The 24,323-nt window shown below is 36.1% G+C and carries 28 protein-coding genes; 1 reads left to right on the top strand and 27 read right to left on the bottom strand.

What is annotated here, in order from left to right:
- Window positions 1-5: 5 nt before the first annotated feature.
- Together THEBR_RS00395 and THEBR_RS00390 are read right to left on the bottom strand one after the other, a co-directional pair.
- On the bottom strand, window positions 6-392 hold the full coding sequence (locus THEBR_RS00395; protein ID WP_012268853.1) for a prepilin peptidase: 387 nt from the start codon (window positions 390-392) through the stop codon (window positions 6-8).
- The gene (locus THEBR_RS00390; RefSeq protein WP_012268852.1) at window positions 389-3,658 is read right to left on the bottom strand and encodes a peptidoglycan-binding domain-containing protein; all 3,270 of its coding nucleotides are present in this window, start codon (window positions 3,656-3,658) and stop codon (window positions 389-391) included. Before THEBR_RS00390 ends, THEBR_RS00395 begins: the two co-directional genes overlap by 4 nt.
- A gap of 272 nt (window positions 3,659-3,930) precedes the next feature.
- Here THEBR_RS00390 and THEBR_RS12280 point away from each other — a divergent pair, with 272 nt between their 5' ends.
- Window positions 3,931-4,359 carry a hypothetical protein gene (locus THEBR_RS12280; protein WP_208855423.1) on the top strand — a complete coding sequence of 143 codons (429 nt, stop codon included), beginning with the start codon at window positions 3,931-3,933 and terminating at the stop codon, window positions 4,357-4,359.
- 137 nt (window positions 4,360-4,496) lie between these two features.
- Here THEBR_RS12280 and THEBR_RS00380 read toward each other — a convergent pair whose 3' ends face one another.
- From THEBR_RS00380 to THEBR_RS00260, 25 genes are all read right to left on the bottom strand, one after another.
- Window positions 4,497-5,078, bottom strand: a complete 582-nt coding sequence (locus tag THEBR_RS00380; RefSeq protein WP_012268850.1) for a type II toxin-antitoxin system MqsA family antitoxin — start codon at window positions 5,076-5,078, stop codon at window positions 4,497-4,499.
- A 13-nt stretch (window positions 5,079-5,091) separates the two neighbouring features.
- The gene (locus THEBR_RS00375) at window positions 5,092-5,445 is read right to left on the bottom strand and encodes a type II toxin-antitoxin system MqsR family toxin (protein WP_012268849.1); all 354 of its coding nucleotides are present in this window, start codon (window positions 5,443-5,445) and stop codon (window positions 5,092-5,094) included.
- A gap of 85 nt (window positions 5,446-5,530) precedes the next feature.
- Window positions 5,531-5,719, bottom strand: coding sequence for a hypothetical protein (locus tag THEBR_RS00370; RefSeq protein ID WP_244261808.1), 189 nt, complete (start codon window positions 5,717-5,719; stop codon window positions 5,531-5,533).
- Window positions 5,720-6,108: 389 nt separating this feature from the next.
- Window positions 6,109-6,927, bottom strand: a complete 819-nt coding sequence (locus tag THEBR_RS00365) for a CpaE/TadZ family protein (RefSeq protein ID WP_009052209.1) — start codon at window positions 6,925-6,927, stop codon at window positions 6,109-6,111.
- Window positions 6,927-7,334, bottom strand: coding sequence for a hypothetical protein (locus THEBR_RS00360; protein ID WP_009052208.1), 408 nt, complete (start codon window positions 7,332-7,334; stop codon window positions 6,927-6,929). Before THEBR_RS00360 ends, THEBR_RS00365 begins: the two co-directional genes overlap by 1 nt.
- Entirely contained in the window at window positions 7,331-7,714 is a 384-nt protein-coding gene (locus THEBR_RS00355; RefSeq protein ID WP_244261807.1) for a TadE/TadG family type IV pilus assembly protein, read from the bottom strand. The genes THEBR_RS00360 and THEBR_RS00355 overlap by 4 nt, the downstream gene beginning before the upstream one ends.
- 16 nt (window positions 7,715-7,730) lie before the next feature.
- Window positions 7,731-7,952, bottom strand: a complete 222-nt coding sequence (locus THEBR_RS00350; protein WP_012268847.1) for a hypothetical protein — start codon at window positions 7,950-7,952, stop codon at window positions 7,731-7,733.
- 56 nt (window positions 7,953-8,008) lie between these two features.
- Window positions 8,009-8,734, bottom strand: coding sequence for a type II secretion system F family protein (locus tag THEBR_RS00345; protein ID WP_012269798.1), 726 nt, complete (start codon window positions 8,732-8,734; stop codon window positions 8,009-8,011).
- On the bottom strand, window positions 8,731-9,636 hold the full coding sequence (locus tag THEBR_RS00340) for a type II secretion system F family protein (protein WP_012268623.1): 906 nt from the start codon (window positions 9,634-9,636) through the stop codon (window positions 8,731-8,733). The genes THEBR_RS00345 and THEBR_RS00340 overlap by 4 nt, the downstream gene beginning before the upstream one ends.
- Window position 9,637: 1 nt before the next feature.
- Window positions 9,638-10,795, bottom strand: coding sequence for a TadA family conjugal transfer-associated ATPase (locus tag THEBR_RS00335; protein ID WP_009052203.1), 1,158 nt, complete (start codon window positions 10,793-10,795; stop codon window positions 9,638-9,640).
- Entirely contained in the window at window positions 10,764-11,480 is a 717-nt protein-coding gene (locus THEBR_RS00330) for a CpaE/TadZ family protein (protein WP_009052202.1), read from the bottom strand. The genes THEBR_RS00335 and THEBR_RS00330 overlap by 32 nt, the downstream gene beginning before the upstream one ends.
- Window positions 11,481-11,485: 5 nt before the next feature.
- Entirely contained in the window at window positions 11,486-12,028 is a 543-nt protein-coding gene (locus tag THEBR_RS00325) for an SAF domain-containing protein (RefSeq protein WP_012268845.1), read from the bottom strand.
- A complete protein-coding gene (locus THEBR_RS00320; protein ID WP_012268844.1) occupies window positions 12,012-12,593 on the bottom strand; it encodes a hypothetical protein in 582 nt (193 codons plus the stop codon). Before THEBR_RS00320 ends, THEBR_RS00325 begins: the two co-directional genes overlap by 17 nt.
- A 14-nt stretch (window positions 12,594-12,607) precedes the next feature.
- The gene (locus THEBR_RS00315) at window positions 12,608-13,552 is read right to left on the bottom strand and encodes a M23 family metallopeptidase (protein WP_012268843.1); all 945 of its coding nucleotides are present in this window, start codon (window positions 13,550-13,552) and stop codon (window positions 12,608-12,610) included.
- Window positions 13,552-15,336 carry a VirB4 family type IV secretion system protein gene (locus THEBR_RS00310; protein WP_012268842.1) on the bottom strand — a complete coding sequence of 595 codons (1,785 nt, stop codon included), beginning with the start codon at window positions 15,334-15,336 and terminating at the stop codon, window positions 13,552-13,554. Before THEBR_RS00310 ends, THEBR_RS00315 begins: the two co-directional genes overlap by 1 nt.
- Window positions 15,337-15,350: 14 nt before the next feature.
- Complete coding sequence (locus THEBR_RS00305; protein ID WP_012268841.1) at window positions 15,351-15,977, bottom strand: TraC-like domain-containing protein; 627 nt, start codon at window positions 15,975-15,977, stop codon at window positions 15,351-15,353.
- Window positions 15,978-16,249: 272 nt separating this feature from the next.
- Window positions 16,250-17,050 (bottom strand): ExeA family protein, encoded by an 801-nt coding sequence (locus THEBR_RS00300; RefSeq protein ID WP_012268840.1) that lies wholly within the window; start codon window positions 17,048-17,050, stop codon window positions 16,250-16,252.
- A gap of 16 nt (window positions 17,051-17,066) precedes the next feature.
- Entirely contained in the window at window positions 17,067-18,392 is a 1,326-nt protein-coding gene (locus tag THEBR_RS00295) for an IS481 family transposase (protein ID WP_012268839.1), read from the bottom strand.
- A 136-nt stretch (window positions 18,393-18,528) separates the two neighbouring features.
- On the bottom strand, window positions 18,529-19,110 hold the full coding sequence (locus THEBR_RS00290) for a DUF6431 domain-containing protein (protein ID WP_013570760.1): 582 nt from the start codon (window positions 19,108-19,110) through the stop codon (window positions 18,529-18,531).
- Between the two features lie 103 nt (window positions 19,111-19,213).
- A complete protein-coding gene (locus tag THEBR_RS00285) occupies window positions 19,214-19,492 on the bottom strand; it encodes a PrgI family mobile element protein (RefSeq protein WP_012268837.1) in 279 nt (92 codons plus the stop codon).
- Window positions 19,493-19,497: 5 nt separating this feature from the next.
- Window positions 19,498-20,355 carry a conjugal transfer protein TrbL family protein gene (locus tag THEBR_RS00280; protein ID WP_012268836.1) on the bottom strand — a complete coding sequence of 286 codons (858 nt, stop codon included), beginning with the start codon at window positions 20,353-20,355 and terminating at the stop codon, window positions 19,498-19,500.
- Between the two features lie 41 nt (window positions 20,356-20,396).
- A complete protein-coding gene (locus THEBR_RS00275; RefSeq protein WP_012268835.1) occupies window positions 20,397-20,639 on the bottom strand; it encodes a hypothetical protein in 243 nt (80 codons plus the stop codon).
- Window positions 20,640-20,651: 12 nt separating this feature from the next.
- Window positions 20,652-22,484, bottom strand: coding sequence for a VirD4-like conjugal transfer protein, CD1115 family (locus THEBR_RS00270; RefSeq protein WP_012268834.1), 1,833 nt, complete (start codon window positions 22,482-22,484; stop codon window positions 20,652-20,654).
- Window positions 22,474-23,655, bottom strand: coding sequence for a MobP3 family relaxase (gene mobP3, locus THEBR_RS00265; protein WP_013570759.1), 1,182 nt, complete (start codon window positions 23,653-23,655; stop codon window positions 22,474-22,476). The genes THEBR_RS00270 and mobP3 overlap by 11 nt, the downstream gene beginning before the upstream one ends.
- Window positions 23,652-24,020: a hypothetical protein gene (locus THEBR_RS00260; protein WP_012268832.1), complete on the bottom strand. Its 369-nt coding sequence runs from the start codon at window positions 24,018-24,020 to the stop codon at window positions 23,652-23,654. Before THEBR_RS00260 ends, mobP3 begins: the two co-directional genes overlap by 4 nt.
- Between the last annotated feature and the right edge of the window lie 303 nt (window positions 24,021-24,323).

Here is a 24,323-nt window from a genome sequence, read left to right as displayed (position 1 = left end):
AAAATTTACAAAAAGCTTAAAAGCGTTCCAGCAACAACGGCAGGCATAAAAGGTATCTTTGCTTTGAATTTACGAAGAGCAAGGGAGTACAGGAGAAAAATTAAAGAAGAAAATAAAAGGATATCCCATATCTTAAAACCTGCATAGAAAGCCAGAGCAGTCAAAATTTTTACGTCCCCTCCGCCTATTCCTCCTAAAAGCCAGAAAAGAAAAAGAACAATGAATATTAAAAGAGAATTAAGCAGCATAAAATTTAGATTTATATAAGGATTTAATAATACATTTATAAAAGAAAGAATTAAGATGGAGGCAGGGTAGATGTATCCTACCTCCATCTTTTTTATGTCTTCTACAGCTGCAAAAAATAGAATTAGTAAGATTAGTATTTTCATTTAAAAATCACCGTCCAGTTATCTTGCTCTGACTTTTTCCACTGTGGATCAGGAAGATTAAATTTTGAGTCTGCATAAAAGCCATTTACAGGGATTTTAAGCTGTACTTCGGCTGTTTTTCCATCTTCAGCAGTGAAGTAAATATACAGTGTTGAATTCTCATCTCCTGGTTTATCATACTGGAACTTCATTACTGCGCTTCCTGTAACGTCACCTATATTTTTTATAACCGAATAAGGCTCTACATAAAGTACACCCTTATTTTGATACCTGTTTATCACGTGTACTGCTCTTATGCTGGTGATTTTTTTGTTAAAGGTGTATGAAATGTTCAGAGTCATATCGCAGACAGAGCCGTCTTCTCTCGTGTGCTTGTTAGTAAACACATATTGAGGTGTTTTTGATATTGTTACAGTACCTCTTAGCTTATCCATTTCTGACGAATAAGGCACTGTAACTTCCTTTTTGTTGTTGCTTAAGTCTAAATCATATTTATTTGTATCTGTTAATTGTATTTCAGCTACCAGAGTAATGTCAGTATTTTTTCCAGGATAGCTGAAGCTGAATGTCTGTGTGGAGTTACTGTTAAACTGCACAGATTTTGTTAAAAACACAGAAGAATCAGCTTTGTCATAAACTTTTACAACACCATTAACAGGGAATGCATAGCTTTTCTGCAGTCCCACTGTTACAGAGCCTGTGTAGGTTTCATCAGGGACTACATAGGTAGTTCCCGGATTTATGCTTGCAATATATAAATCCACTCCATTGTTCGCTTTAACAAGTGTTTGTATCTTATTATTGGAAAGGTTAGTCTCATAATATTTATCAGCACTTGCTAATGATATTTCTGCTACTAGTATCATATCAGACGATTTTCCTGTGTAGTTAAAACTGACTGTCTGTGTAGTATTGCTTGTAAATGACACTGTTTGAGTTTTGAATGGCGAAGATGGATTAGCTGCATCATATATCTTTAATGTTCCCGTAACTGGATATCCTGATATAAAAGAAGCATTTTGGAGTCCTACTACTACTGAACCTGTGTAGGTGTGCCCTCCTACCATGTTTGAAGTTCCTGCATTAAGATTAGTGACATATAAATCCACCAACCTTTTTGCAGGTGCAGTAAACTGCCTTGTATTGTTTGTTTGATTATAATCCCAGTACTGCAAATAAGAGTCTGGATTTGATGGTGGATTGGGCTGTACTACTGCTATTAAGTTTCTATCTGAACTTGTCCCTGTAAAGCTTAAATTGACTGTTTGAGAACTGTTGGGACTTAAAGTGATTTGTGCACTTGCTACAGCATTTGCAGTATTGAGTCTTACAGGGTCTCCGGTTATAACTGTATTGAAATTAAAACTTCCTGCATCATATAAGGCTACTGTTGCAGGAATACTTGTTGAACTATTACCTAAACTTACTGTGACCTGCACAGTGTAATTTTTATTTGGCTCCATATAGCCTATTGGATTTACGTTTGTAATTGCCAAATCTATACCATTTTTCGCAAGGTAATATACGTATATTCCATCAGAAGTTTCTGTTGCAACTAAACCGTGTGCTATAGAAACTTCTCCTGTAGCTGGAGCATTTAATTGTATTGTTCCATCTCCATCTATTGTCCAGTCAGATTTTTTGATCGTGACAAAATAATTTCCTACATTAGCATATATTCTGTCTGCTCCGACAGAAACAGCAGAATATACGATATAGTTTGGAGAATTAGGTAGTTGAGATTTTAAACTGGAGGAAGAAAAATCTATTTGTTTTATAACATTTAAATTATTTTTATCTAAAACAACAATTTTTCCGTGTTGTTTTGAACTATCTGAATAATAATATGGAATGTATAAATATCTATCGTCTACAGCTGGGGAATGGTTAACAAGGTTGTTTGTATTCCTAAGGTTTCCGTTTACTGTAAGATTTAAGGTGCTGCTGAAGATATTATTTATTTTGTAGATACCACCAAGCACATCAGTGAAGTAGGCGTTTGAGCCGTCTACTGAAAAACTTGCTGGAATACCTATGCCTGCACCAGCATAGGCTTTTGAAATATTTATTCCCCATGCATAGTTCCATTGATATACAGGTCTTATATAAGTTCTTGTTAATTTACTCCCAAGCTTTTGCCACGTTTGTGGTCCGACTATTCCATCTACCGTAAGCCCATTTTTACTTTGAAAATCTCTGACTGCTGCTTCAGTTCCTGAACCAAATTGTCCATCTTCAACAAGAGAATAGCCTATAATATTAAGCGTTTCTTGAAGTATCTTAACTCCATTTCCTGTGCTGCCTAATTTTAAGATGTCTGTTCTTGAAGATATTGTTGAAGATGAAATGACATTGAATAAATCACTAAATCTAATTCTGTAAAGATAGCCATCTGCGGTTTTGTTAGGCTCATGTGTTGTACCGATTATAAAGCCTGTTTCAGGTGATGTTTCTCCTGCGTTTACTGGTGCTGCTGATGAGCTTATACGTGTATAAGTGGTGCCTAATGCGATATCTGTAATTCCAACATCGCTAAAATCATCGGTAAAATAGCCTATTGAAACATGTCCTCCGTTCCCATCTCCTACCACCACAATATTATATCCCTGCCATCTCATCATAAGTGGAGCAGAAACTATATCAGTACCGCCTCCCGTTGTTGTATTGATTCTTACTTTTAAAACAGGCGAGCCATTTATTATTTGGTATATAAAAACATATCCATCCTTTGAACCTGCTGCAATGTACTTGTTACCGTTTGGTGATACATAATAGGTTGGATGGCTGCCAGATGGATTGGCTGGTACTGTGGAAGACCCATATACAGGCAAAGGCCCCCATTTTTTATTGCTGTTTGGAACAATTTTGGGTGTAAATGTGTAGGGACTTGTGCTTGTATTAAAATCGTATAAACTTTTTGAGTATGGAGATATACTTTCATAAGCATACAAATTATTGCCATTGAACGCTATAACTATTGGCTGAGAAGCATTGATACCTAATTCTTTTGGGCTTATTATCAAAGGCTGGCTTAAGCTTTGCCCTAAGCCAGTAACATACCATCCCAGCTTAGCCCTTGTTGTGCTTGTGACCTGTGTTGCTGCTATTCCACCGTACATCTCATAATTATATCTCGTTCGGTTTTGATTGAAACCGAAAGATATAATATCCATATATGCCAAGCCTTTTAGTATAAAGGCTAATAATAAAATTCCTATAACAGTAAAAACAATTATTTTGCGTTTGTTTACTTTAATTTTTGACACAGAAAAATCACCTCCAAAAAAATAATAAAAAAAGAGATGCGGATAACATCTCTTTCTGTTATTCTATATTAAGTTTTACCTTATTTATTATTTATGGCGGTGGTGGAGGACCGGGTATATGTCCATGATATTCAGATTCTTTTACACCATCATCTGAAGTATTTGAACTACCACTACCCGAACTACTTCCACTTGAACTGCTTCCGCTACTTGAAGTTGTTCCACTGGATGTAGTTGTTCCACTTGAAGTTGTATTTTCTGATGATGTAGTAGTGCCTGATGACGTCGTATTAGACGTTGTATTAGACGTTATAGTTGTAGTTGTCGGTGTCGTTGTTTCCGTTGTGGTTGTTGATGTTGTTGTTTTGGTTGTAGTCGTTGATTTTGTACTTGTAGTTGTGCTGTTCTTAGTTGTTGTATTAGTTGTTGTAGTCGTTTTTGTATTTGTTACTGCTGTTTTGTTTTGCTCTTGCTGTTGTTTTGTTCCTGCTGTTGTACTTGTTCTTGATTTTGTACCTGCTCCTGTTGTTGCTGCTGTACTTCCTCTTGAGTTTGTTCTTGTTTTTGCTCTTCTTGTTGTATTTGTTCTTGTTGTTCTTGCTGCTGCTGTTGTGTCTCTTTCTGCTCCTGCACTTGTTCCTGTACCGCAGCAGCTTTCTTTTCTTTGTATGTCTCTATTAATTTCGGCGCTGCTATTGTAGCAGAGCCTACCAATAAGCCTATGCCTACTATTGCTATTGTTCTTTTTATGTCTATCATGGAATCATCTCCTTTCCGTTAATATAATTATAACATAAATTAGAAAAATATATGGAAAATTATATCAACTTCATTCTATTTAAATCACTTTAATTAAAATCTCTTCAACAAATTTATCGGTAGTTTTTCCTTCTCTTTTAGCTTTCTCTTCCAGTAATTTATAGAGCTCTTCAGAAATTTTAAGAGTATTTTCTCTCTCTTCTTTCATCTCTTCTATCCTCCGTATCAGTCTTGCTTTTTCTCTCTGGCTTAAAACATCTTCATTTTTCTCAAGAAGTTTTTCCATGTTTTTTGGGTCTTTTAAGAGCATTAGCAAGTTACTTAAAGACTTTTCAGGTAAAGCTCCGGTCTCATACCTTGCAATAGAAGCTTCGCCTATGCCCAAAAGTTTCGCAAAAGCCCTTTGACTTAAGCCGTAATTTTCTCTAATATTTCTTATTTCCTTTGTTGAAAGTATGCCGTGCTTTTCCCTATATATGTCGTAAACTCTCTTTATGTTTCCTTCCTCTAATTCCTCATCAAACAGCTCCTCACCACACACACTGCATACCCTTATTCTTGCTAAAGCCTTTATTTCATCTCCTCTGACGTTCGATGCTTCTTCTTTTTCAATTATCTCTGTTTCTTGCTCTATCCCGCAAACAGGGCAAAACTTTTTCACACTTTCCACCTCCTCATTTATATGGATAAATTAACGGATATTCTGCTATATGGAAAGAAAGACACACCAAACATTCTTTTTCTCCCCTTTGTTCAATTTTAAGTTTTATGTAAAAGTCCGTTCCTTCAATATCATACCCAAATTCCCATATAGAACCCTGTCTATTACTGCCTACATCTACACTAGGACCTCTATAATAATTTTTGTACGTTAAATCCATAATAATCTCTTTAACATGTTTAATTGTTAGGCCAGCTTCTTTAATTGAATCCATATTTTTCTTTCGTGGGACAAAGTCGAAAGTACCTGCTTTCATCAATTCTTTAGCATCATTGAGGAATTTTTTAATTTCCTCAATTTGGGCCATAGTATATACTCCTTTCATTTAATATTTTATCATATCTTAAATAATTTTACAATCATTTGATAGTATTTTTTATAAAATTCTCTAATTATTTTTCATCTCCAAACCAGTAGTCCACTTTATCTTTTTTAAAGTCGTAAAAAAACAGCATACTTTTGCCCTCTCTATCCTTCACAAAAACACCTCCCGGCATAAAATTACAGTCTTCTAAAGTAAACTCATCAATCTCCAAATGTTCCCTCAAAAACTCCATAACTTTGTCTCTCATCTCTTTCATGCTCACTTACAAGCACCTCCCTAAAAATTCAAAATCAAATTTGCCTCCCGGCAGTAAACAGGAAAAACAGCCTGCGAATTGGAGGTCAAGGTGGAGTCGAGGGATACCGGACCGAGTGCAGCGAGGGAGGATATGCTCGAAGGCACCTTAACCGGAAACAGAGCAGGCGTATAATCTTAAAAGCGGGAGGCAAATTTTAAATATACTTACAAGAAAAGACCCGAAAATATAAAAAAAGCACGACCGCTGCGGCGTATGCCGTCTGCGGTGGTGCTCTATTAATTCGGATTTTTGTTTTGAGCAAAGCGAAAATGAAAAATCCGGACCGCTAAGGAAGATAAGAAAAAATAGTCCGAACAAAAAATAAGCAATTTTTTTCTTGCATTTTACTACAATAATATAAAATCATATACTCTGTCTATCTCTTTTTTAATATTATCAATAATTTCATATTTTAAATTAAGCATTTTTGCATACTTTCCAAACCCTTTTTCAGGCTTTATAAAAAGTGTTAGATACTCATAAGGAAACTCCTTCATCCTTGCCAATTCTCCTTTTGTACCTTGAGATAATACAATTATTTTTGAAGCATTATCAAGCGCAGCCTTAACAATTTCGTTAAATTCATCCGGGAGGTCAAAAATTATCACATCAAACTTACTTCTTGCAAATTTCACAATTGTATCAATATCATTTCCGCTAATATCTTTTACAAGACTCACTTTAGGAGGGGACTGAAGTATAAATACATTTGGACTATACTCAATTAAATTTTCAAAAAAACTCTCTTTTATTCTTTCTCTAAGCCACATTCCGATATGAGGAAGTACAGGAAGGTCCAAAGCAAAACTTAAATCAGAACCTCCATCCTGAAAATTCAAATCTACTATAAGGACTTTTACATCTTTATTGAAGTTTTCAAAAAGTGTTTTCACAAGCGTAGTTTTCCCTACCCCACCTTTGAAAGAATAAACAGCAATAACTTCCTGCTTTGTAGTTATAAAATTTTTACTTTTATACTCTTCTATATCTTTTACTTCTATATTGTTAAATTTCTTACCTAACATATTACTTACAATAAAATCATATCTATTTTTTCTAACAATAATTTCTGCGCTCTCTGTAGAGAAAACTACATCAGCATCTACATAATTTTTTTTTGCTCTTTTAATATATTCCCTATCATTTGATATAATTAATACCTTCATCATATATCCCTCACTTTAGCCATTCCTGTTATAACAAAATCAGTTGTGGTTTTGTAATAGCTTCCATCGACAACAATAGTTACATAAACGTAATTGTTTTTTATTTCTACAATTATATTTTTTGTAGGTATATTTAAGTTTTTAAATGTATCTTCTGCGTATTTATTAGCTTTTGTAATATCAATAACTACTTCTCCTTTTTCTGCACTATTTATATCAAGGGCATTTAAAGAGATATTGTAGGCTATTTCATCACATACCTTGACAAGGTATTCCCTTGCACTTATACCATTTGTGACATAGTAGACTACCTGCATAAAAAGAAGTGATAAAAAGACTAAGAAAATTAAAAAAAGAAGGACAGCATCTCCTCTTTTGTCCTGAAAAAATCTTTTTAGAATACTCACGGCGTATCACCTATCCTTAAAGAGCTTCTTCCCACAAGAGTCTTCTGCTGCCCTCCTAAAAGGTAAAAAGTATATCTAACTTCTACTGTGAGCATGTCATTTTTTAGTGATGTACTAACAGCAAGCCTGTCTCCCATTTTCCATCCAGTTATTCCATCCCCAAAATTAAGTACAGCCATCTGAGCAGTCTGCTCTGGAGTGTCTGACTTTATTCCTATCCTCGCTCCTTCAAAGGCTGCTTCATTGACCAATGTCTGCATGTTGCTTACAACAGAAATATTAACTATAGAAGCCATGATAAAAAGGAGGATAGGGAGCAGGGCAGCTGTAGAAATAAGCTGCGAAGCTCCCCTGTTGTCTTTTAAAAATCTTCTTATCATCTTTATCACTTGTTTATCACTTGCCTTGAACGGCATTGGAGAAGAAGCCAGAAGCAGTATTGAGAGCATTTGTAACCATATTTGAAACATTTGTCCTTATAGTAGGTGATACCACAACAAGTATTCCTACAACTATTGCTATCATCCCTATAACAGACAAAAGATGACTCTCACCCTTTCTGTCTTTTAAAAATTTTCTCACCATGTTTTGAACTTTCATTAACATATTTCTAATCATTAAAATCTACCTCCTTGAAATTTTTGTTATTTTTTAAAACAAATTAAAAAAGCCTTTTAAGACAGAACAAAAGGCAGTGCAAAGATTATTAAAATTGGGATAAAGTACCCTAAGAAAATAGGGAAGAATAAGCTGTTGTCAAGCACAGATGCACTTTCCGTCTTTTTATTGTAATTTATTTCTCTTACTTCATCTAAAAGTTCTTCTAAATTTTCTTTAATATCTTGTTCAGATGCAAATTCTCCTGTAATAATTTTTACAAATCTTTTAAAGTGGTCATTTAAACTTTTAGAAGCTGCATAAGTGAGTGCATCTTTTAAAGAGCTTCCTGTGTCGAGCCTTACCTGTGCCTCATGTAATAAATCTCTTACCACCCCCTCTCTAGTTCTAACAATGTAGCTGATAATATTTTCTTTATTCATTCCCACCTCCAAACCATTTATAAAGATTTCTATAGCAGCAGGGAGCTCTTCTTCTTTATAGAAGCTCTCCCTGTAGCTGTCTATTGGTTTTTTCCAGTATTGATAGAACATAATAATTGAACCTGTAACTACAGATAAAAGAGCAAAAATATTTGCCCCGTTTACTGTTCCTACTACTGACAAAACTATAAGGCCTCCCAAAATTAGAACTCCAAAAGAAAAAAGCTCAAGTACATCATGAGCTTTAAAAAAAAATATTTTCACTCCTCCGACTGCTTTAATTTCCTTATCCCACTTTTCTATCATGTCCTGTCTTATTCCAAGTTTTTGAAGGTGTTTTTCTGAAACAATCTTTCTCATAGTTCCATCTCCCTGTCTATTCTTTTTAGAATATAAAGTGTTGATATAAAGTAGCTCAAAGCAGCATAAGCAATTACTAATTTCCCTATAGGAGAAGAAAAAGTCCTGATAAAATCAGGGCTAACTGACACTGTTGAAACAATCATAAAAGCCATAATGCCTACCAGAGAAACCATTAAAGATTTTGCCTGCACAGTCATGGCAGCAATTCTGTTTGACATTTTTATTCTCTCATAAAGTTTTTTAGCTGTCCTCTCACACACTCTCGATAAATCAGATTTCATCCTCACTGCAAAAATAATGCTGTCAATCCATACTTTTATATATGTGCTTTCTATATTTTTAAATTCTTTTAATGCTTCTTCTAAATCTTCTCCTAACTGAAATCTCCTTAGAACTCTGTCTGTGTGCTCTTTTAAAGGATTTTCAGCTTCCTCAGCTGCCTTTATAAAAGCTCCAGCAAAGCTTGGTACCATTTTAAGATATGCTCCTAGCATTTTAACAAAATCTCTAAACTGCTCTTCAGTTTTTCTTATTTTTCTTCTCCCTAAATAGTCTAAAATATAGTCTATAAGATAATAAAGCATAACAGGAAGTGTAAAACCTAATAAAGTAAAACCTTTAAAGCTCAAAAATACAAGTATCACAATAGTAAAAAGTATAAACCACAAAAACACTTCCTCTGCATCTACCTTAATACCGCTTTTTTTAAGCTTTTTCTCTAACTTCTCAATAAAGCTTCCTAAACCAAATAAATCCACTATACTAAACTCATTCTTTTGTGATATCACTAAATGCCTCTCCAGCCTTCTTTTAAGTTTGAGCCTTTTATTTTCCCTAATACTGTACAAAAGAACTACCACCATAAAAACAGCTGCGCCGAATAAAAAAGAGACTGCCACATTAATCACCTACCACATGCTTTAAAATGTAGTCTCCGTTTTCATCTATGCCCTCAATTTCAATAACTTCAGCAAGCTCTCTGCCTTTTAAATTTCCTTTTTCATCCTCCGTAAGCCTCAAAAACACGACAATGTCGACTGCTCTTGAGATGAGCTTTCTTATGATTCTGTAGTCAAGGTTTTTAAACTCCTGAATTAGCATTTCAAGCCTTAACAAAGCATCTAAGCAGGAATTTGCATGTATTGTTGTCATAGAGCCTCTGTGGCCTGAATTTAAAACGTGGATAAGCTCATAGGCGCTTTCAGGTGTTCTTATCTCAGTGAGAATTATTCTATCAGGGTCTGCTCTCAAGCAGTCGTTGAGTATGTCAGAGTAAGTTACGCTTCTTGCTTCAGCCGTTCCTTTTCTCGTTTTGAAGTAGTAGACATAGGGTATATGAAGTTTAATCTCTCTTGTATCCTCTAAAACTGCTACTACATGCTTTTCCTGAATCTCAAAGCCTAAAGAGTTGATAAAAGTCGTCTTTCCAGCGCCTGTTTCTCCTGCAACTATGATGTTTTTTCTGTCTTTTACCGCCTTTTTGAAGTACTCCTGCATTTCTTTCGTAAGACCTATTGTAGTTTTTACTAGTTCTTTTAAAGGTACATTTAAGAGATTGTGCTTTCTGATAATTATGACAGGCTTATCAGACTCTGGAGGTATAACTAAAAGAGCACGAGAGCCGTCATAAAGCTCTGCATCCTGTGAAGGATTTGCTATGTTGATTGATTTATTTAAAGGTGCAAGGATTCTGTCCTGTATAACCCTCACAGCCTGTTCGTTTGGAAACTCTTCTTCTGCGTCTATTTTTACTCCTGCTTTCTTGTACATTATTTTTGTGCCGTTCACATGTATGTCTGTAACTTCCGGGTCCTTAAGGTACTTCTCTATAATTCCCAATCCGTAAAGAGAAGAGTAGAGCATTTCCGTGTATTCTATAAGTCTATCTAGTGCAAAAGGATATTTCTTTTTGAGATACTCTTTCACTTCTTCTCTCAGTATATCCTTGATGTTGGGCTTTCCGTGGTGCTTCATCATAATTTCCCTTATCTCATCTGTCATTTTCTCAACATCCACTGCTCCATCATTAATTCTTCTGCTTAACTCTCTTAAAGCCATTCACAAGCCTCCTCCACAAGGATTTTTCTTTTTTTACTCCAAAAAGAGCATCTTTTAAGTTTCTGGCATGCTTCAGCATTTTCTTATCTTTGTACTCATTTAATTTTCGAAGATAGGGGATGTGGTAAATAACCGGTATCCCTAGGTCTACAGCAGTGATGTACTTCTTTTTCCCTCTCACTTTATTAACTACTGCACAGGTCCTGCCTGCATCTAAAAATCCATGCAGTCTTAAATACTCAAACATTCCAACTGTTCTTGAGACTGCGGATATATCATCTTCCATTACAAACAAAACTTTGTCAGCTTTTAAAAGTGCTGCGACAGTAACCTCAGAAATCTGAGGCTGTAAGTCTATCAGCACATAATCATATTCATTTGAAAGACTTTTAATAAGCTTTTCCATATCCGCATACTTTAAGTTTTCCTGCATGTCTGGAAAACCACCGACTATGACGTCAAATTTTTCTCCCTGAGGCCTCTGAATGCAGGCTTTATAGTCTCCAAGACATGCATTAACTATGTTTTTTTCCTTATCTAAATCAAGTAAAGACACAAAATCACCGGGAGAAAAATCACATTCTAAAACACATACTCTACTCTTTTCACTTAGCACTTTTGCAAGTGCTAAAGTAAGTGTAGTCTTTCCCACACCACCTTTAGGACTGAATATTGTAATAACCATTTTTATCACCTTCTTACAATTTTAAATGAGTTAAGTTTAATATACGGTGCAAGCTCTGAAGCAGCGTTTAAATCTGCATTTAAAATTAAATTAGCTTTATCAGAATCTGAAAACACAGAAATTACTTTAAAACCTTCTAACACCTTTGACCCTGTTTGGTCAAACACTATAAAACTAACTGTATCTCCTGACTGAAGTGTCTTTGCCTCTACTTTATCAATTTGTATAGTCATAATAACATGTCCTGCCTCTAATAATTTTTCATCTTGAGAAGTTAAAATTTCAACAGGAATAAAATCTCCTTGTACTCTTCCTTCTTTCACAACTTTTCCTATAACATCAGCTAAACTTTTAGCATAATTTGGTCTCACTACTGAAGCAGGTACATCAGTAACTTTTACAGCATCCTGCGAAATAACTGTTCCTGCTGGTATGTCCTTTTCTACCACAACTACCTTTTCTGTTTTCTGTATGTTCTGCATAAACACAAACATAAAAGCTGCAAAAACTACAGCCGTTATTAAAGCAATTTTAATAATCCTGCTCATAAAGAACCTCCTTTACTAAAAGCTGTTCAATTTTTAATAAACCTTCGTTTAAATTTCTGCAGTTATAACTCTCACCTAAAAATTTAACTATACCTTCTATTTGTCTTTTAGCAATGTTAATTTCTCCTACAATGCCTTTTTCGTTATCTTTGTCATGAACACCAAAATTTAAGAACTCTCCTGTGTGCCATCTTGCAGCCTGTGTATATGTTGCAGGAGGGGAGAAAACAACCTCCTTTACAGCTTCTTTATTTGTTACTATGTCATATATTCCAAGACTCACTATAGTTGCAATTGTTTGGTCACCTGCTACCCTATTATTTATAATGACAATTATCCTTGTATGTGGTCTTGCTATTCTGTATCCTTGTAAAACTGTAATAAAATCTTTTGAATTTACAAAATCAAGGTCCAAAATAAGTACATCAGTATTAATTCTTGATAAAGAGTAAAAAACATCTTTTATATTTTGCTGTTGTAACATCTCATTGTAATGAAAAACGACATTCCCTACATCATTAAGACTGTTCTTAATTTCATCAGAAGCAATAACAGAAATAAGCAAAAAATCACCTCCTGTTATCTATAAAATCCAAGTGGATCTACGGCCTGCCCATTTATCCTTATTTCAAAATGCAAATGCGGTCCCGTACTTTTGCCTGTAGAGCCAACGTATCCTATAATGTCTCCTGCCTTAACCTTCTGCCACTTTTTAACCGCTATTCTTGATAAGTGAGCATATCTTGTTTCATAACCTCCATTGTGTGTTATATAAATCACATTACCATAGCCTCCATTCCAACCTGCATAACCTACTTCTCCATCAGCTGCAGCTATAACAATTTTCCCTGTAGGTGCTGCAATATCTACTCCACTATGAAAACCCATTGTCCCATATACTGGATCAACTCTCGGACCAAAACCTGAAGTAATTCTATATACTCCCGGTACTGGCCACTTAAAATTTTTCTCTACTGCTGCCCAATTGTCTGGCAAATTTGCTGCTGAATTTAACAAAAGCGAAAAATCAAACTCAATAAATTCTTTAACTTTTTCTTTTTCCGCAGTAGAAAAGTTTAAAAGACTTAAAACTTCATCTAAACTTCTAAGCTTATATACCTCATATTTTTTTACAACCTGATTTGGAAATTCTCCTTCTATTTCTTCTACTTCATCTACTTTTTTAATAAACATCTTAGCAAGTTTTTCTATTTCAGCAGGATTTGCTTTGCTAAAATCCTGCTGAAATCTCACAGCATCTATAGCAACAAGCTGTCTCCAGTCAATTTGTATCCTTTGACTGTATTTGTTCTTTGTGCTGTCACTTACCTTATTTGCGGTGTATATATACATCTTTACCTGCTCTGTATTAATCAATGGTATCTTTTCTGCTGCAGTAATAGGTCCTGCAAAAAGAAGAGCTATCAATAAAGCAGGAACAACAATAAAAAGAAGAGCAAATTTAAAAATGCTCTCCAAATCATCCGGCAGAAAAGCCAGAAGTATTTTGCTTAAAATATGCATCAGTTTCCGCCTCCAGTTAAATACTGCATTTCATAAGGTGCTGCCTCAATTTTTATGTGAATTCGCTGTGTGCCCGCAACAAAAAGACCTTCTCCTCTTTTTGCATTTACGAGAAGGTCATGCTCTGCTTCAGAAAGGTTCATAAGAGTTGTTATTGCCTCTAAGTCTTTTTCTCCTTGAGCTAAAAGAAGCTTGTAGGTCGGGTTGTCTAAAAGCGCTTGGCCGTACCTCTGCACTTCTGGTGCTAAAAAGTCTATAACGTTCTGGCTTATGACAATTAAGCTTCCGTTGTACTTCCTTATCCTCTTTGATGTGTCTCTCAAAAATGCTATTGCCTGAGGCGTTTGAGGGTCAACAAGCATCCATGCTTCATCCACAACCAAAACAGTTCTCTCTCTTCTATCCCTTTCAAGTATATTCCATGCAAAAGAAAGGACATTGAAGTACTGCGCTCTTTTAACTTGGTCTTCTGCATTCTGTAAATCATGAACGTCAAAAACAATAAAATCAGAGTCAGCTTCTACGGCAGTTGGGCCTGCCCAAAGGTACGAGTCTGCTCCTTCTGCTGCTCTTTTTAAAAGCACTGAAAGCCTTCCATAGGTTTCAGGATTTTCTTCCGCCTTTTTCACACAGTATTCATAAAGCTCTTTCACAGTAGGCCATTTATCATTTGGAACACCTCTTGGATCTGTATCCCATGTAATTCCTGCTTCCTTATACACTTCCACTAATGCATCCTCCAAAGCTGCTTTTTCTGTGTCTGTAAGGTCTCTGAGGTATAAACTGAAGAAAGTTCTTAAGGTCTGTATGTGTAAAGCTAATGGGCTTTGAAAAACTGCGTTTTCCTCATCTTCCTCCTCAACAGGCCTTAATCTTACCTGAAGTGGATTTATCTTTCCTTCACCGCCTGTGCAGTTAATCCACACACCTCCAAGCTTTCTGCACATCTCCTTATACTCTCTTTCTGGGTCTATGATTATCACTCTGCTTCCCTGCATGTACTCCCTTAAGAGTAGCATTTTTGCAGTAAAGCTCTTTCCTGCTCCAGGCTTTGCAAGAATAGTCCAGTTGGAATTTGTCCTATCTCCACCACGCTTCCATATATCAACTAAAACCAATCCTCCATCTCTATCTTTTCCCAAAACAATACCACTTCCATCGTTTATTCCTGAGGCAGTAAAAGGAAATGAAGCAGCAACAGTTTCAGCAGGCATATTCCTTGCTCCTGCTTCTTTAACCTCATCCGGCAGTGTGCAGAAGGGCCCTGCTGCTTTAAGTCCTTCTTCTTGGCGGAATATAAGGACTCTGCCCCTCATACCTGAAGCTGCTAGAGCTGCTTCAACCTGACGTGTTCTTCTATCAAGCTCCTGCTGGTTAGGGGCAAGGACCATAAGGATGACTGTAACGTAAAATACCTGCTGCTGCTCCTGGTCTATTTTTCTCATCAATTCTTCTGCGTCTTTCAAAGCCTGCTCTGTCCTCTGCATTGTGAGGGCATTGCCTCCCATTTCAAGCCTTCCTGCATACTCGCCAATTGCTTTATTTAAACTGTTTATCAAATCTGTAGGGTCAGATGGCTCAATGTGTACCGAACATACCACTCCCGGCATACCTGCGATTCTTGAGAGCCATGCAGCATTTACTTTAGGAGGATAACCCGCAATGACTAAAACTCTTGCAAGCTGGTCATTAAATACGACCTGCTTTGCGTTAAACTCAAGAGCCTGCGGTGAAATCATGTCTACTAAGCCTGTTAACACACTTACATTATCTTTTTTCTTCACATCTCTCACCTCACTTAAGAATACATAGGTGGTAAGTATGGTCCATTAAACGCTGGTGCTCTTTCAAATGCAGCCTGAGAAGGATGACTGAAGCTAAAAAGAAGGTCTATTATGTCCTGGTCTACTGCTAATTCTACTTTTAAGCCAGACTTTTCAAGGTTATTAGAAAGCTCATGGGTTTTTGCTTTTAACTCTTCTTTTTCTTTACCTGAGAGCATAACAAAAAAACGTCTTTCTATTGCCTCACCGCTTGTAACAATAGAAGCGACGTATTTTAAGTACTCATTAAGCAATCTCTTTTTAACACTCATTGTTTCTTCTCTTGATTTTTCTTGAAGATAATTAAGATATTGATCAAGGTCTACAGGTCTTCCAATAGATAATATCTGCATTGTATCATTTAGTCCGTTTAAAGCCTCGTGAACTGCCTGTATAATTCTCTTTTTCTCATTTTCACTCTTTAACTCTATATTTAAAGGCATAACTTTTAAAACACATACATACCGGCCGTCTTTTAATAAAATCAAATCTTCAAAAACATCTTTTACAGGAATCCATTCCTGTACAGCCTTTCTTTTCTGCTCTTCTATTTTTGTCTTATCTTTTTTTACAGTCTTTTCTTTTTTAAAAACACCAATCAATTTATCTAGCCTCCCTGCACATAAAGGTATCTTTTTTGCTTTTTAGTCCAATTTAGATAGTGTCAATTCTCAAATTAAATCTCCAAAGATTTTCAAATTATAATGGCATTTTTTAAGTGCATAAAAGTATTTTTTCTCAAATTATCACAGCCTGATTAAAAATTTTTTTCACTTTTTAAGAGCATAACCGCCAAAATATGTTAATATCTGTTATTGGCAATTTGGGTTAATTGAAGTATAATAAAAAATGAGAGTAGCGAAAGCTACTACTCTCATAAACTGATTTCATTTTGTGCCTGGTATATTACTTCTTCATCTATTTCTCTTAGCCTTTTAGAATACGCATAGAGAAGAGAAGCCGTTACCAGGTTATTTATTATCCTTGGCAGCCCTTTTGTTAGAGAATATATTGCTTCATATGCCGATGGTGTAAATATATCATCCATCACTCCAGCTATTTTCATTCTTGTTTTTATATAATCTTGAATTTCTTCTTTTTTTAGCCCTTGCATTACATACTTTATAGAAATTCTTTGCCTTAGTGCACTGTTTACATTCAAGGCTAGTTTGTTTCTTATGTGTGGTTGTCCTGAAAGTATCAGTATATACGGGTTTTGAGAATCCATATTAAAGTTAAATATTATTCTCAAATCTTCAAGAACATCATTAGAAACCAGTTGTATTTCATCTAATATTATGACAGGAGTTATCTTCTGGCTATAGTAAAGTTCTGTTATCGCTCTTTGTATCTGGTGAAAGAGCGTTACTTTTTTGTATGAGGGGGTTTCGCCTAAAATCATAGCCAATGCTTGATAGAATTCTCTCACTGTGAGTGTAGATAGAGCAAAGTAACATGGTTTAAATGTAGAACGGTTGAGGCTTTCAGCATATCTTCTTAATGCGGTAGATTTGCCTGAACCCGCCTCCCCAACGATAAGTCCTATACCCCTTGTTTCTTGTAAATATTTTAGCCTGGCATTTAATTCAGCAATGTCTTCACTTATATAAAGGTCATTTACACTTATCTCTTTAGAAAATGGATTAAATTTCATTCCAAAATATTGGGTAAACATTGTAAACACCTCTTTTTTAATCAATGATATCATTAAAGGATATTACTGGGGGATTAGGTTTTGCAGCAAAATCCACAGTATCTTCATTTTCGCTTACAACCTTTCTGTCTTCGATATATTCTACAGGAATTTTAGCATTCTCATGAAAATTTACCTTATACGCTTCCCCCACTTTTTTGCCTTCATGAAAAAGTAAAAGGGGTGTATTATCCTTAAGCCACTGCGGGTCATATCTGACTTCTAAGCGCATACCTTTAAACTTTTCTTCTGTTTCGTAAAGTATATTTTCCACTTTAAGTGTGGCATCTTTGTTTACTTTACGATTTACTCTTATGAGAAAACATTCATTCAACATATCTATGTCACCACACATATTTACCCTTGATATTTGAGACATGAAAAAATCTAAAGGACTCATGCCAATACTGCTATGTTCTTTTCGGTTGTAATCATCCTCCAGCCATTTAAAAAACATCATATTGAGCTCATCTATACTCTTTATGGATGTAGGATCTATTGTGCTTAAAAATCTCATTCTCACCGTATGAAAGAATCTTTCTATTTTCCCTTTTGAATGAGGTGAAAAGGGCTCAGCATGAATAAGAGATGTACCTAATGATGCACATATATATTCAAATTGAGTGCTTCTATATATCTTTCCATTGTCAGTGTAGAGCATTTTGGGTATTCCCCTTCTTAGCACTGCTTCTTTAAATGAGTCTCTTAAAGCTAAAAAATTCTGGGTATAGTAAAAGTGAGCATAGGTACACAGCCTTGAAGCATCATCTATATATGCAATAAGATACGTTTGTCTCTTTGTTTTACCTTCTTTAATATATGGCCCATACATGACATCAGTTTGCCACAGTTCATTGATGTATTCATGGGAAAACCTCTTTGTTTTACCCTCTTTTTCTTTATCTAAAGATTTTACAGGAATGTTTTTCAAAAACCTATAGAATGTCGAAATGGATACTTTATCCGGTGATATTATTCCCTCTCCTATCAATGTCTCATAAAGAAGTTTGTTTGGCATTTCAGGATGTTCAAGCTTCTTTTGCTTTATTCTCTCTGAAAGTTCAAAGTCTATCTTTCTGTATTTGCCTCTGTCGCTTCGATAACCCGGCTTTAACGCTTCTATACCGCCTCTTAAATACTGATATAGCCACCCTCTAAGTGTCTTGGGAGTATATCTTCTCATTCCAAGATAAGGTATCTCAATAGGTTTATCGGAAAGAGCATCAAAATATTCTTTCTGATTTTTTACCTGTCCGTTTAGCACCGGACTTATCAGTGAAAATCTCTTTAATGCTATAGCTTCTCTCGCTTTTTCATCAAGCATTTATATGTTCCCCCTTCACTTTTTTGATTTCTTAATCGTAATTTTAGCTCATACCTGGGGGACATTAAAGGAAAAAGTTATGTTGCTAAGAAAAAATCAAAATTTTTATTTAAATCTTTCGGATTTAATGCTAAAATTATGTGAGAGAGGCCAGAAATGATTTTTGGCAATGAGCATAAAACCGTTGGGAGAAGAGTGGTACAATGCTTATTATGTCCAAAATCTCTCTGGCCCTCTCTCTTTGTGAGTCAGTCTCAGATAACTTTATGTAAGGGTCTATTTGCCTTAATCCGTATATGATAAAACTTAAATTATTCATTATCCTTTTGGTGTAAAAATATATATGCTGTCTTGAAAATAGTATGGTGGGAAAGTTTCTTTTTAAGTCACTTATGAAAGAACTGAGAGTTTTTTCTCTTGTAAGTGTCTCTTTTAAAGACTTTACAATCATATTGAAAGAATACTGAAAATGGGGAAGACAGAAATCAGGAAGGTAGGAAAGAGTTCTTTTACACACAGGACATATATATCTTCTTATGGCTATTTTTATACAGTTGGATCCGTCTAAATAGTAACGGTAATAAAACCCGTGCTTTTTTAGTTTTACTCTACACTTGCAATCGGGATAAGGACATCTATCTGGCGGGGCAGGGAAATTGTAATCTTTGCCCTTTCGTAAATATTCTTCAATGTTATCAACATGGAAAATTATTTGCATAAGTAACCTCTCCAATTAAAATTAATGCTAAAGGAATCTGAAAAAAATTTATCAAATTCCTTTAGCATTAATTTTATCACAAGATTATTTAATCTGAAAAATTTTATCGGTTTTGGGCTAAATTAATTTGAGAAATGACAAGATAGTATTTGATTAAACTAAATACGCTGTTTCCATCTGGACCGGGAACAACTGCAAAGTAAGAAAGCCCTGTTAAAATAAGTACTATCAAATACCTTATGATAGACTTCGTAAAAATTGATAATATTAAATAAACAAATAGACCTATTGAAAGTCCAATAAGTACAAAAAAGAGCTCTTTCCATCCAAATCCCGGAAAAAACTCAAACTTTGCAGAAATATTTTTGGGTACCTGATACAACTACATCACCCTTTCATTATCATCTTGCGCATTATATACATACTTCCTGCAGACTGTGCAGCCTGTCCAACTGCACCTCCAACTCCGCTGTGATATGCAAATTGCCTTAAAACAGACGGAGTTTTAAAAGCTACCCACAGCCAGCCTATAAGCATTAATTTACTCAAAATCTCACTCGTAAAATACATATTTGCAATTGTAGATAAAAATCCTCTAATCATAAATGTCTGTACCGCTTGAGATAGTGACAATACAACAAGCTCTCTCCACCATACAGACCACACACCTTCATCTGGCCGTGTAAGTCCCACTGCCATAATTGGACCTGAAACAGCTATAAAAGCAATTTCAACAGCCCTTATTGCAGTTTGAATTAAAATTAAAATCCATATCACTATTACTGCTAAAAGAATTAGCAGTAAAGCAGTTGACATTTGCGAAATGTCTGAAACTATATTTAAAACAGGATTTTCAAGCTTAACAGCAGGCAAAGCTGCTACTTCTTTTGCTAAATCTGCACCAAAAGTATATACCTTTGTAACCAACCACGGCGAAGTTGAAACCATTGCAGCAGCAAAAGCAGTTCTTTTGACAAGTTCTAAAGGCTGTGCTGAAGAATCTCCTGAGTTGTATAGAATATATGTCTTTAGTGCCTCAGCCGCAACCTTTAAAGCAAGTAATGTTCCTGCTATTATCTGTGCTAATTTAATCCCATTTGTGATATATGGAGTATTGAGTATTTTAAGAGCAACTGCCATTTCATCGCCAAAAAATGAAGTAAACATACTTACTAAACTTTCAAGCAAATTCTGAAAAAAGTTTGTAACTGCATCTGAAATCATGTTTGTGATAGCACTAAACAAAAAAAATCACCTCCTAAGAGGACGGTTTAAAATCCGTCCTCTTATTTAAAATAAGCTAAAACAACTTTAACAAGTGATGCTGCACTCATTCCTATTGCTCCAGCAATTAAAACATTTCTTATAGCTCTGTTGTGAGCCGCAGTAACAGAAGGATCTCCATCACTCATCTGTTTCATCAAAGCGTGATAGCCTATAGCTGCGCCTGAAGCAGCAGGAATGAGATATAAAATCCATGTAAGAGCATCGTTTAAAAGCTTAAAAGCACCAGTAACTAATGTTGGCATAAAATCTCCTCCTTATCTTAATTTTGATAATAAATTTTTATTAGTTCTGTCTATCTCTTCATTTTTCTCCTCTTCTAAAAATTCAATCTCAGGTATCCATACAGGTACTGACATCACCTCCTTTTTAAGTTCTTCTAAAGCAGAAGGAATTAAATCCTTAGAAGCTGGCCACATTGACAAATCCGGCAGTGGAAGTATTGCAGGATTCTGCCTTGCCTGAAGTATAAGTGCTCTGTCTTGAGGCCATCTTAAAACTTCATCAGGAAGTAAAAGAGGCCTTCCTGTAAGGCCTTCTGTTGTGCCGTGACTGTAGTCAGTGTGTTTAACTTGAGAAGAATAGCTTTCAGTTCTTATTGTGTATTGTCCTGTTTTTCCACTTATTATCCTTGCTGTTTCTAAATCTGTCGTTAGTATATACACCCAGACAGCACAGTTTCCTGTAATTGTTTGAGCTAATTCTCTGTATTTCGCTTTAATCTGTGATATATCCTGAACAGCCAGCAAAAACCTCATTCCTCGTCCTGCTGCTACAGTGATTTTCTTATCAAAGTCAGGTATTGGAGGAAGATTTCCAAATTCGTCCAAAACAAAGTTTACTCTTTGCGCAAGTCTTCCTCCGTTCTTATTTGCAAGGTCAACTAAAGCTTGATAGGCTTGAGAAATATAAAGTGTAGCCAGTACGTTTCGTGTGCTCCTTTCATCAGGGATGACTATAAACACAGCTGCTTTTTCTTTCCCCACTGCATCTAATTCATGGTCTTGATCAGATGTAAGCCATATAACTGCAGGATCACTCCAGAGCCTCAGCTGTGCTGCTGTTCCTGTAAATATTGAGCTTCTTAATCTATCTTCTGATAAGGCTGCGACTCCATAGGCTGAGGCTGCAGGGTGTTCTCTCGGAACAGAGCGAAAATATTTATCCAGCAGTTCTCCTCCATCTGCACCTAATCGGTGAAGTATCTCATAAACACTTCCCAAATGTTTTGCCTCATGTGGTGCAGAAGAAGCAACAGCAAGTATTAAAGCAGCAGTAAGACTTTCTTGTGACTGAGGCCATATAGGATCTACCCCTATATGTGGCTGTTGATTTGTTATTATGTTTGCTATATCCCATGCATTCTGACTTGCAGTAGAATAATCACCAATCTCAAGTTTAGTAGCTATCTCTAAAACTGGATTCCACTGATTCCCTCTGTATGGATTTCTTAAATCTATTAGTATGACCTTATATCCAAGTTCTTTTAAATATTTAAATGAGTAACTGTGCAGTTCTCCTTTAGGGTCAGATACAATCATACTTTCTCCTGCCCTTGCAAGAGTCCATATAGTTGGTAATATTATTCTTCTTGATTTACCGCTTCTTGTTGCACCTATAACTAATCCATGAGTATCTCCTGTATCAAGCCATGCCTTTGAATTAGAAGAATTAAAGCCTACAACAAAGCCCCCTTTCGGGGGGTTGTTGTTTGTATTCCATACTGTAAAAGTTTTTGATATTTCTTTTTCTGTTCTCCACCTTGCAGTTCCATGCTGTCCTTGTCCTGCAGCTTCAGGAAGACCCAACTCATCAGTTTTTCTTTTTCTCCTTCCATAGATAGGAAAAAGTACAGAAATTAAAGCTGCAAAAACAGCAGGCTGTAGCCACAGCCATGTAGTTTTTATATCCTCTTTTTTTAAAAGCAAAGATATTCCTGATAAAGGCCTCTCTTTTATATATGCCTCCCACTTAGGTAGTCCTTCTTTAAAGCCGTAATCTTTAGCATATAGTGGAAAGATTAATAAAAAAGGCGCAAATAAAAAATCAAGCATGAGAATTAGAACTGCTACTATAATTCTAAATCTCACGGCTTTCACCTCTTTCTGCCATTCTTCTTTTCTTCTCCATTTCTTTTTGAGCTGCAATACTTGCCTCTGCTTCTGCTCTTAATCTTTCTCTTTCTAGAGCTCTCCATGCTGAGCGCCATACGGTATTTATAACCTTTGATGGATCTTTCTGAAGCGCTGCTGCGCCTTTTAATACAATTTGAGCTACTCTTTTCTGTATGTCTTCATATGCTTTTTCTGCCGCTTTTTCTAAAACTTCTGGATTGGTGGTGTAGTGGCTGGCCAGCTCTTTGGCAAGGTCTTTGTATCTTTCAACAGATTGAGAAAAGCCGGGCTGCTTTAAAAGCCAGTCTGTAATTTCCTTTGCTTTTTCTTTTACTTCAGAAGGCATATATGCAAGAGCAATGCGTCCTTTTTGAGGCATAATTTTTGATAGCTCTTTTAGCTTTTCTAAAAGCTCATCTCTTGTAGTTTGGTCAAGAGGAGGGGGGAGGCCGGGTTTTCCTCCGTCTAATGCTCTCACTTTTACCCTCGCACTTTCAACTTTTCTTAAGACATTCACAATGTCGCTTCTTGCTGTATCCCTTATTAAGTCCCTTACTGCTGATTTTTCTGCTGTAAGTGCCAGCCTTTCTTTTGCGTATATTTCACGAATAAATATTTTTCTTATGTCTTTTCTTTCGCCATGTGAGAGCACTCCTCTAGTGCGCTTGGGTTCTTTCTCCCATAGTATTACATGCACATGAGGATGACCTTTTGTCTGATGAAAAGCAGCTGCCCATCTTAGGTTTGATTCTGGAATACCCATTTTTGCTGCAGCTTCAGGAAGTGCCGCTCTTAATACTTTTTCCCATGACTCTCTTGTTGTGTAGCCCAATCTTACAGCATCATCTTCTTTCAAAGATAAAACCATTCTCCAGACAATGCCATTGTGGTTTTTAAGCTCCTTTTGAACTTCTCCCAAGTCAGGTATTTCCTCCTCAGCAGTGAAAAGTCCGTGGCTTCCAGGCCTTTCGTGCATGTACTTTGTGTGCCACTCAGGAGTGTCTGGCTCCAATTCATCTTCTATGCTGAGCTCTCCTTTGTCTGCTCCCGGCCTTGTTGCAATGTACTGAACGTGGGCACTGTTCCTTGCTTGGTTTTTAGCTGTTGGAGGATAAAAAGCTATCTTCATTACAAAAGGAGAGCTCATTCATTATCATCTCTTTCTTTGAGATAAGCGGCTGCTTTAACCCTTGCTTCATTGTAAATTTCAACAGCATTGTGTTTGCCTAAATCTGCTATAGTTTGCACATTCATGTACATTGCTGTGGCTGCTGCAACAGCTGCTTTAGCCATGAGCTTAGCTAATCTATCTTCTGTAGGTCTTAGTACATCCCGCATGGCTTTGCGTACTGCTTCGGTGACGGCATCTATGCCACTTTCTGCTGCTTCCTGCGTTAGTCCTTTCTCAAGTATCTTTCGTACTATAGAAGATACTGTTTCTTGCCTTCTAGCTGATAGGTCCAAGAGTAGGCTGTAAATTTCGTCTGAAACTTTCACAGTGATTTTTTTCATTAATTCACCACCTCCCTTGAAAGGTCATACTTTTGTCAGACCAAAAAAGTATTGAAAAATAAGGGTATATTAGTTTTGGGTATGACGTATGTCGTACTTAAATGTTAAGTGTCGTACCATTTGTCGTACCTTACAATTTCCGTATCCGTCGGGCACTGCCCGACGTGTGTCATACCGGCGGTCATACCGCCTTATCCTGCATTATAAAAAACAAGCATAAAAGCTCAGCAGGTTTTGAAAAATCGAGTAGGAGCTGAATAATTATTTTATTCAGCGTCCTCTCACACCACCGTACGTACCGTT

It is taken from the genome of Thermoanaerobacter brockii subsp. finnii Ako-1 (assembly GCF_000175295.2).
GTDB classification, from domain to species: domain Bacteria; phylum Bacillota; class Thermoanaerobacteria; order Thermoanaerobacterales; family Thermoanaerobacteraceae; genus Thermoanaerobacter; species Thermoanaerobacter pseudethanolicus.
This window is presented reverse-complemented; position numbering and strand designations above follow the sequence as displayed.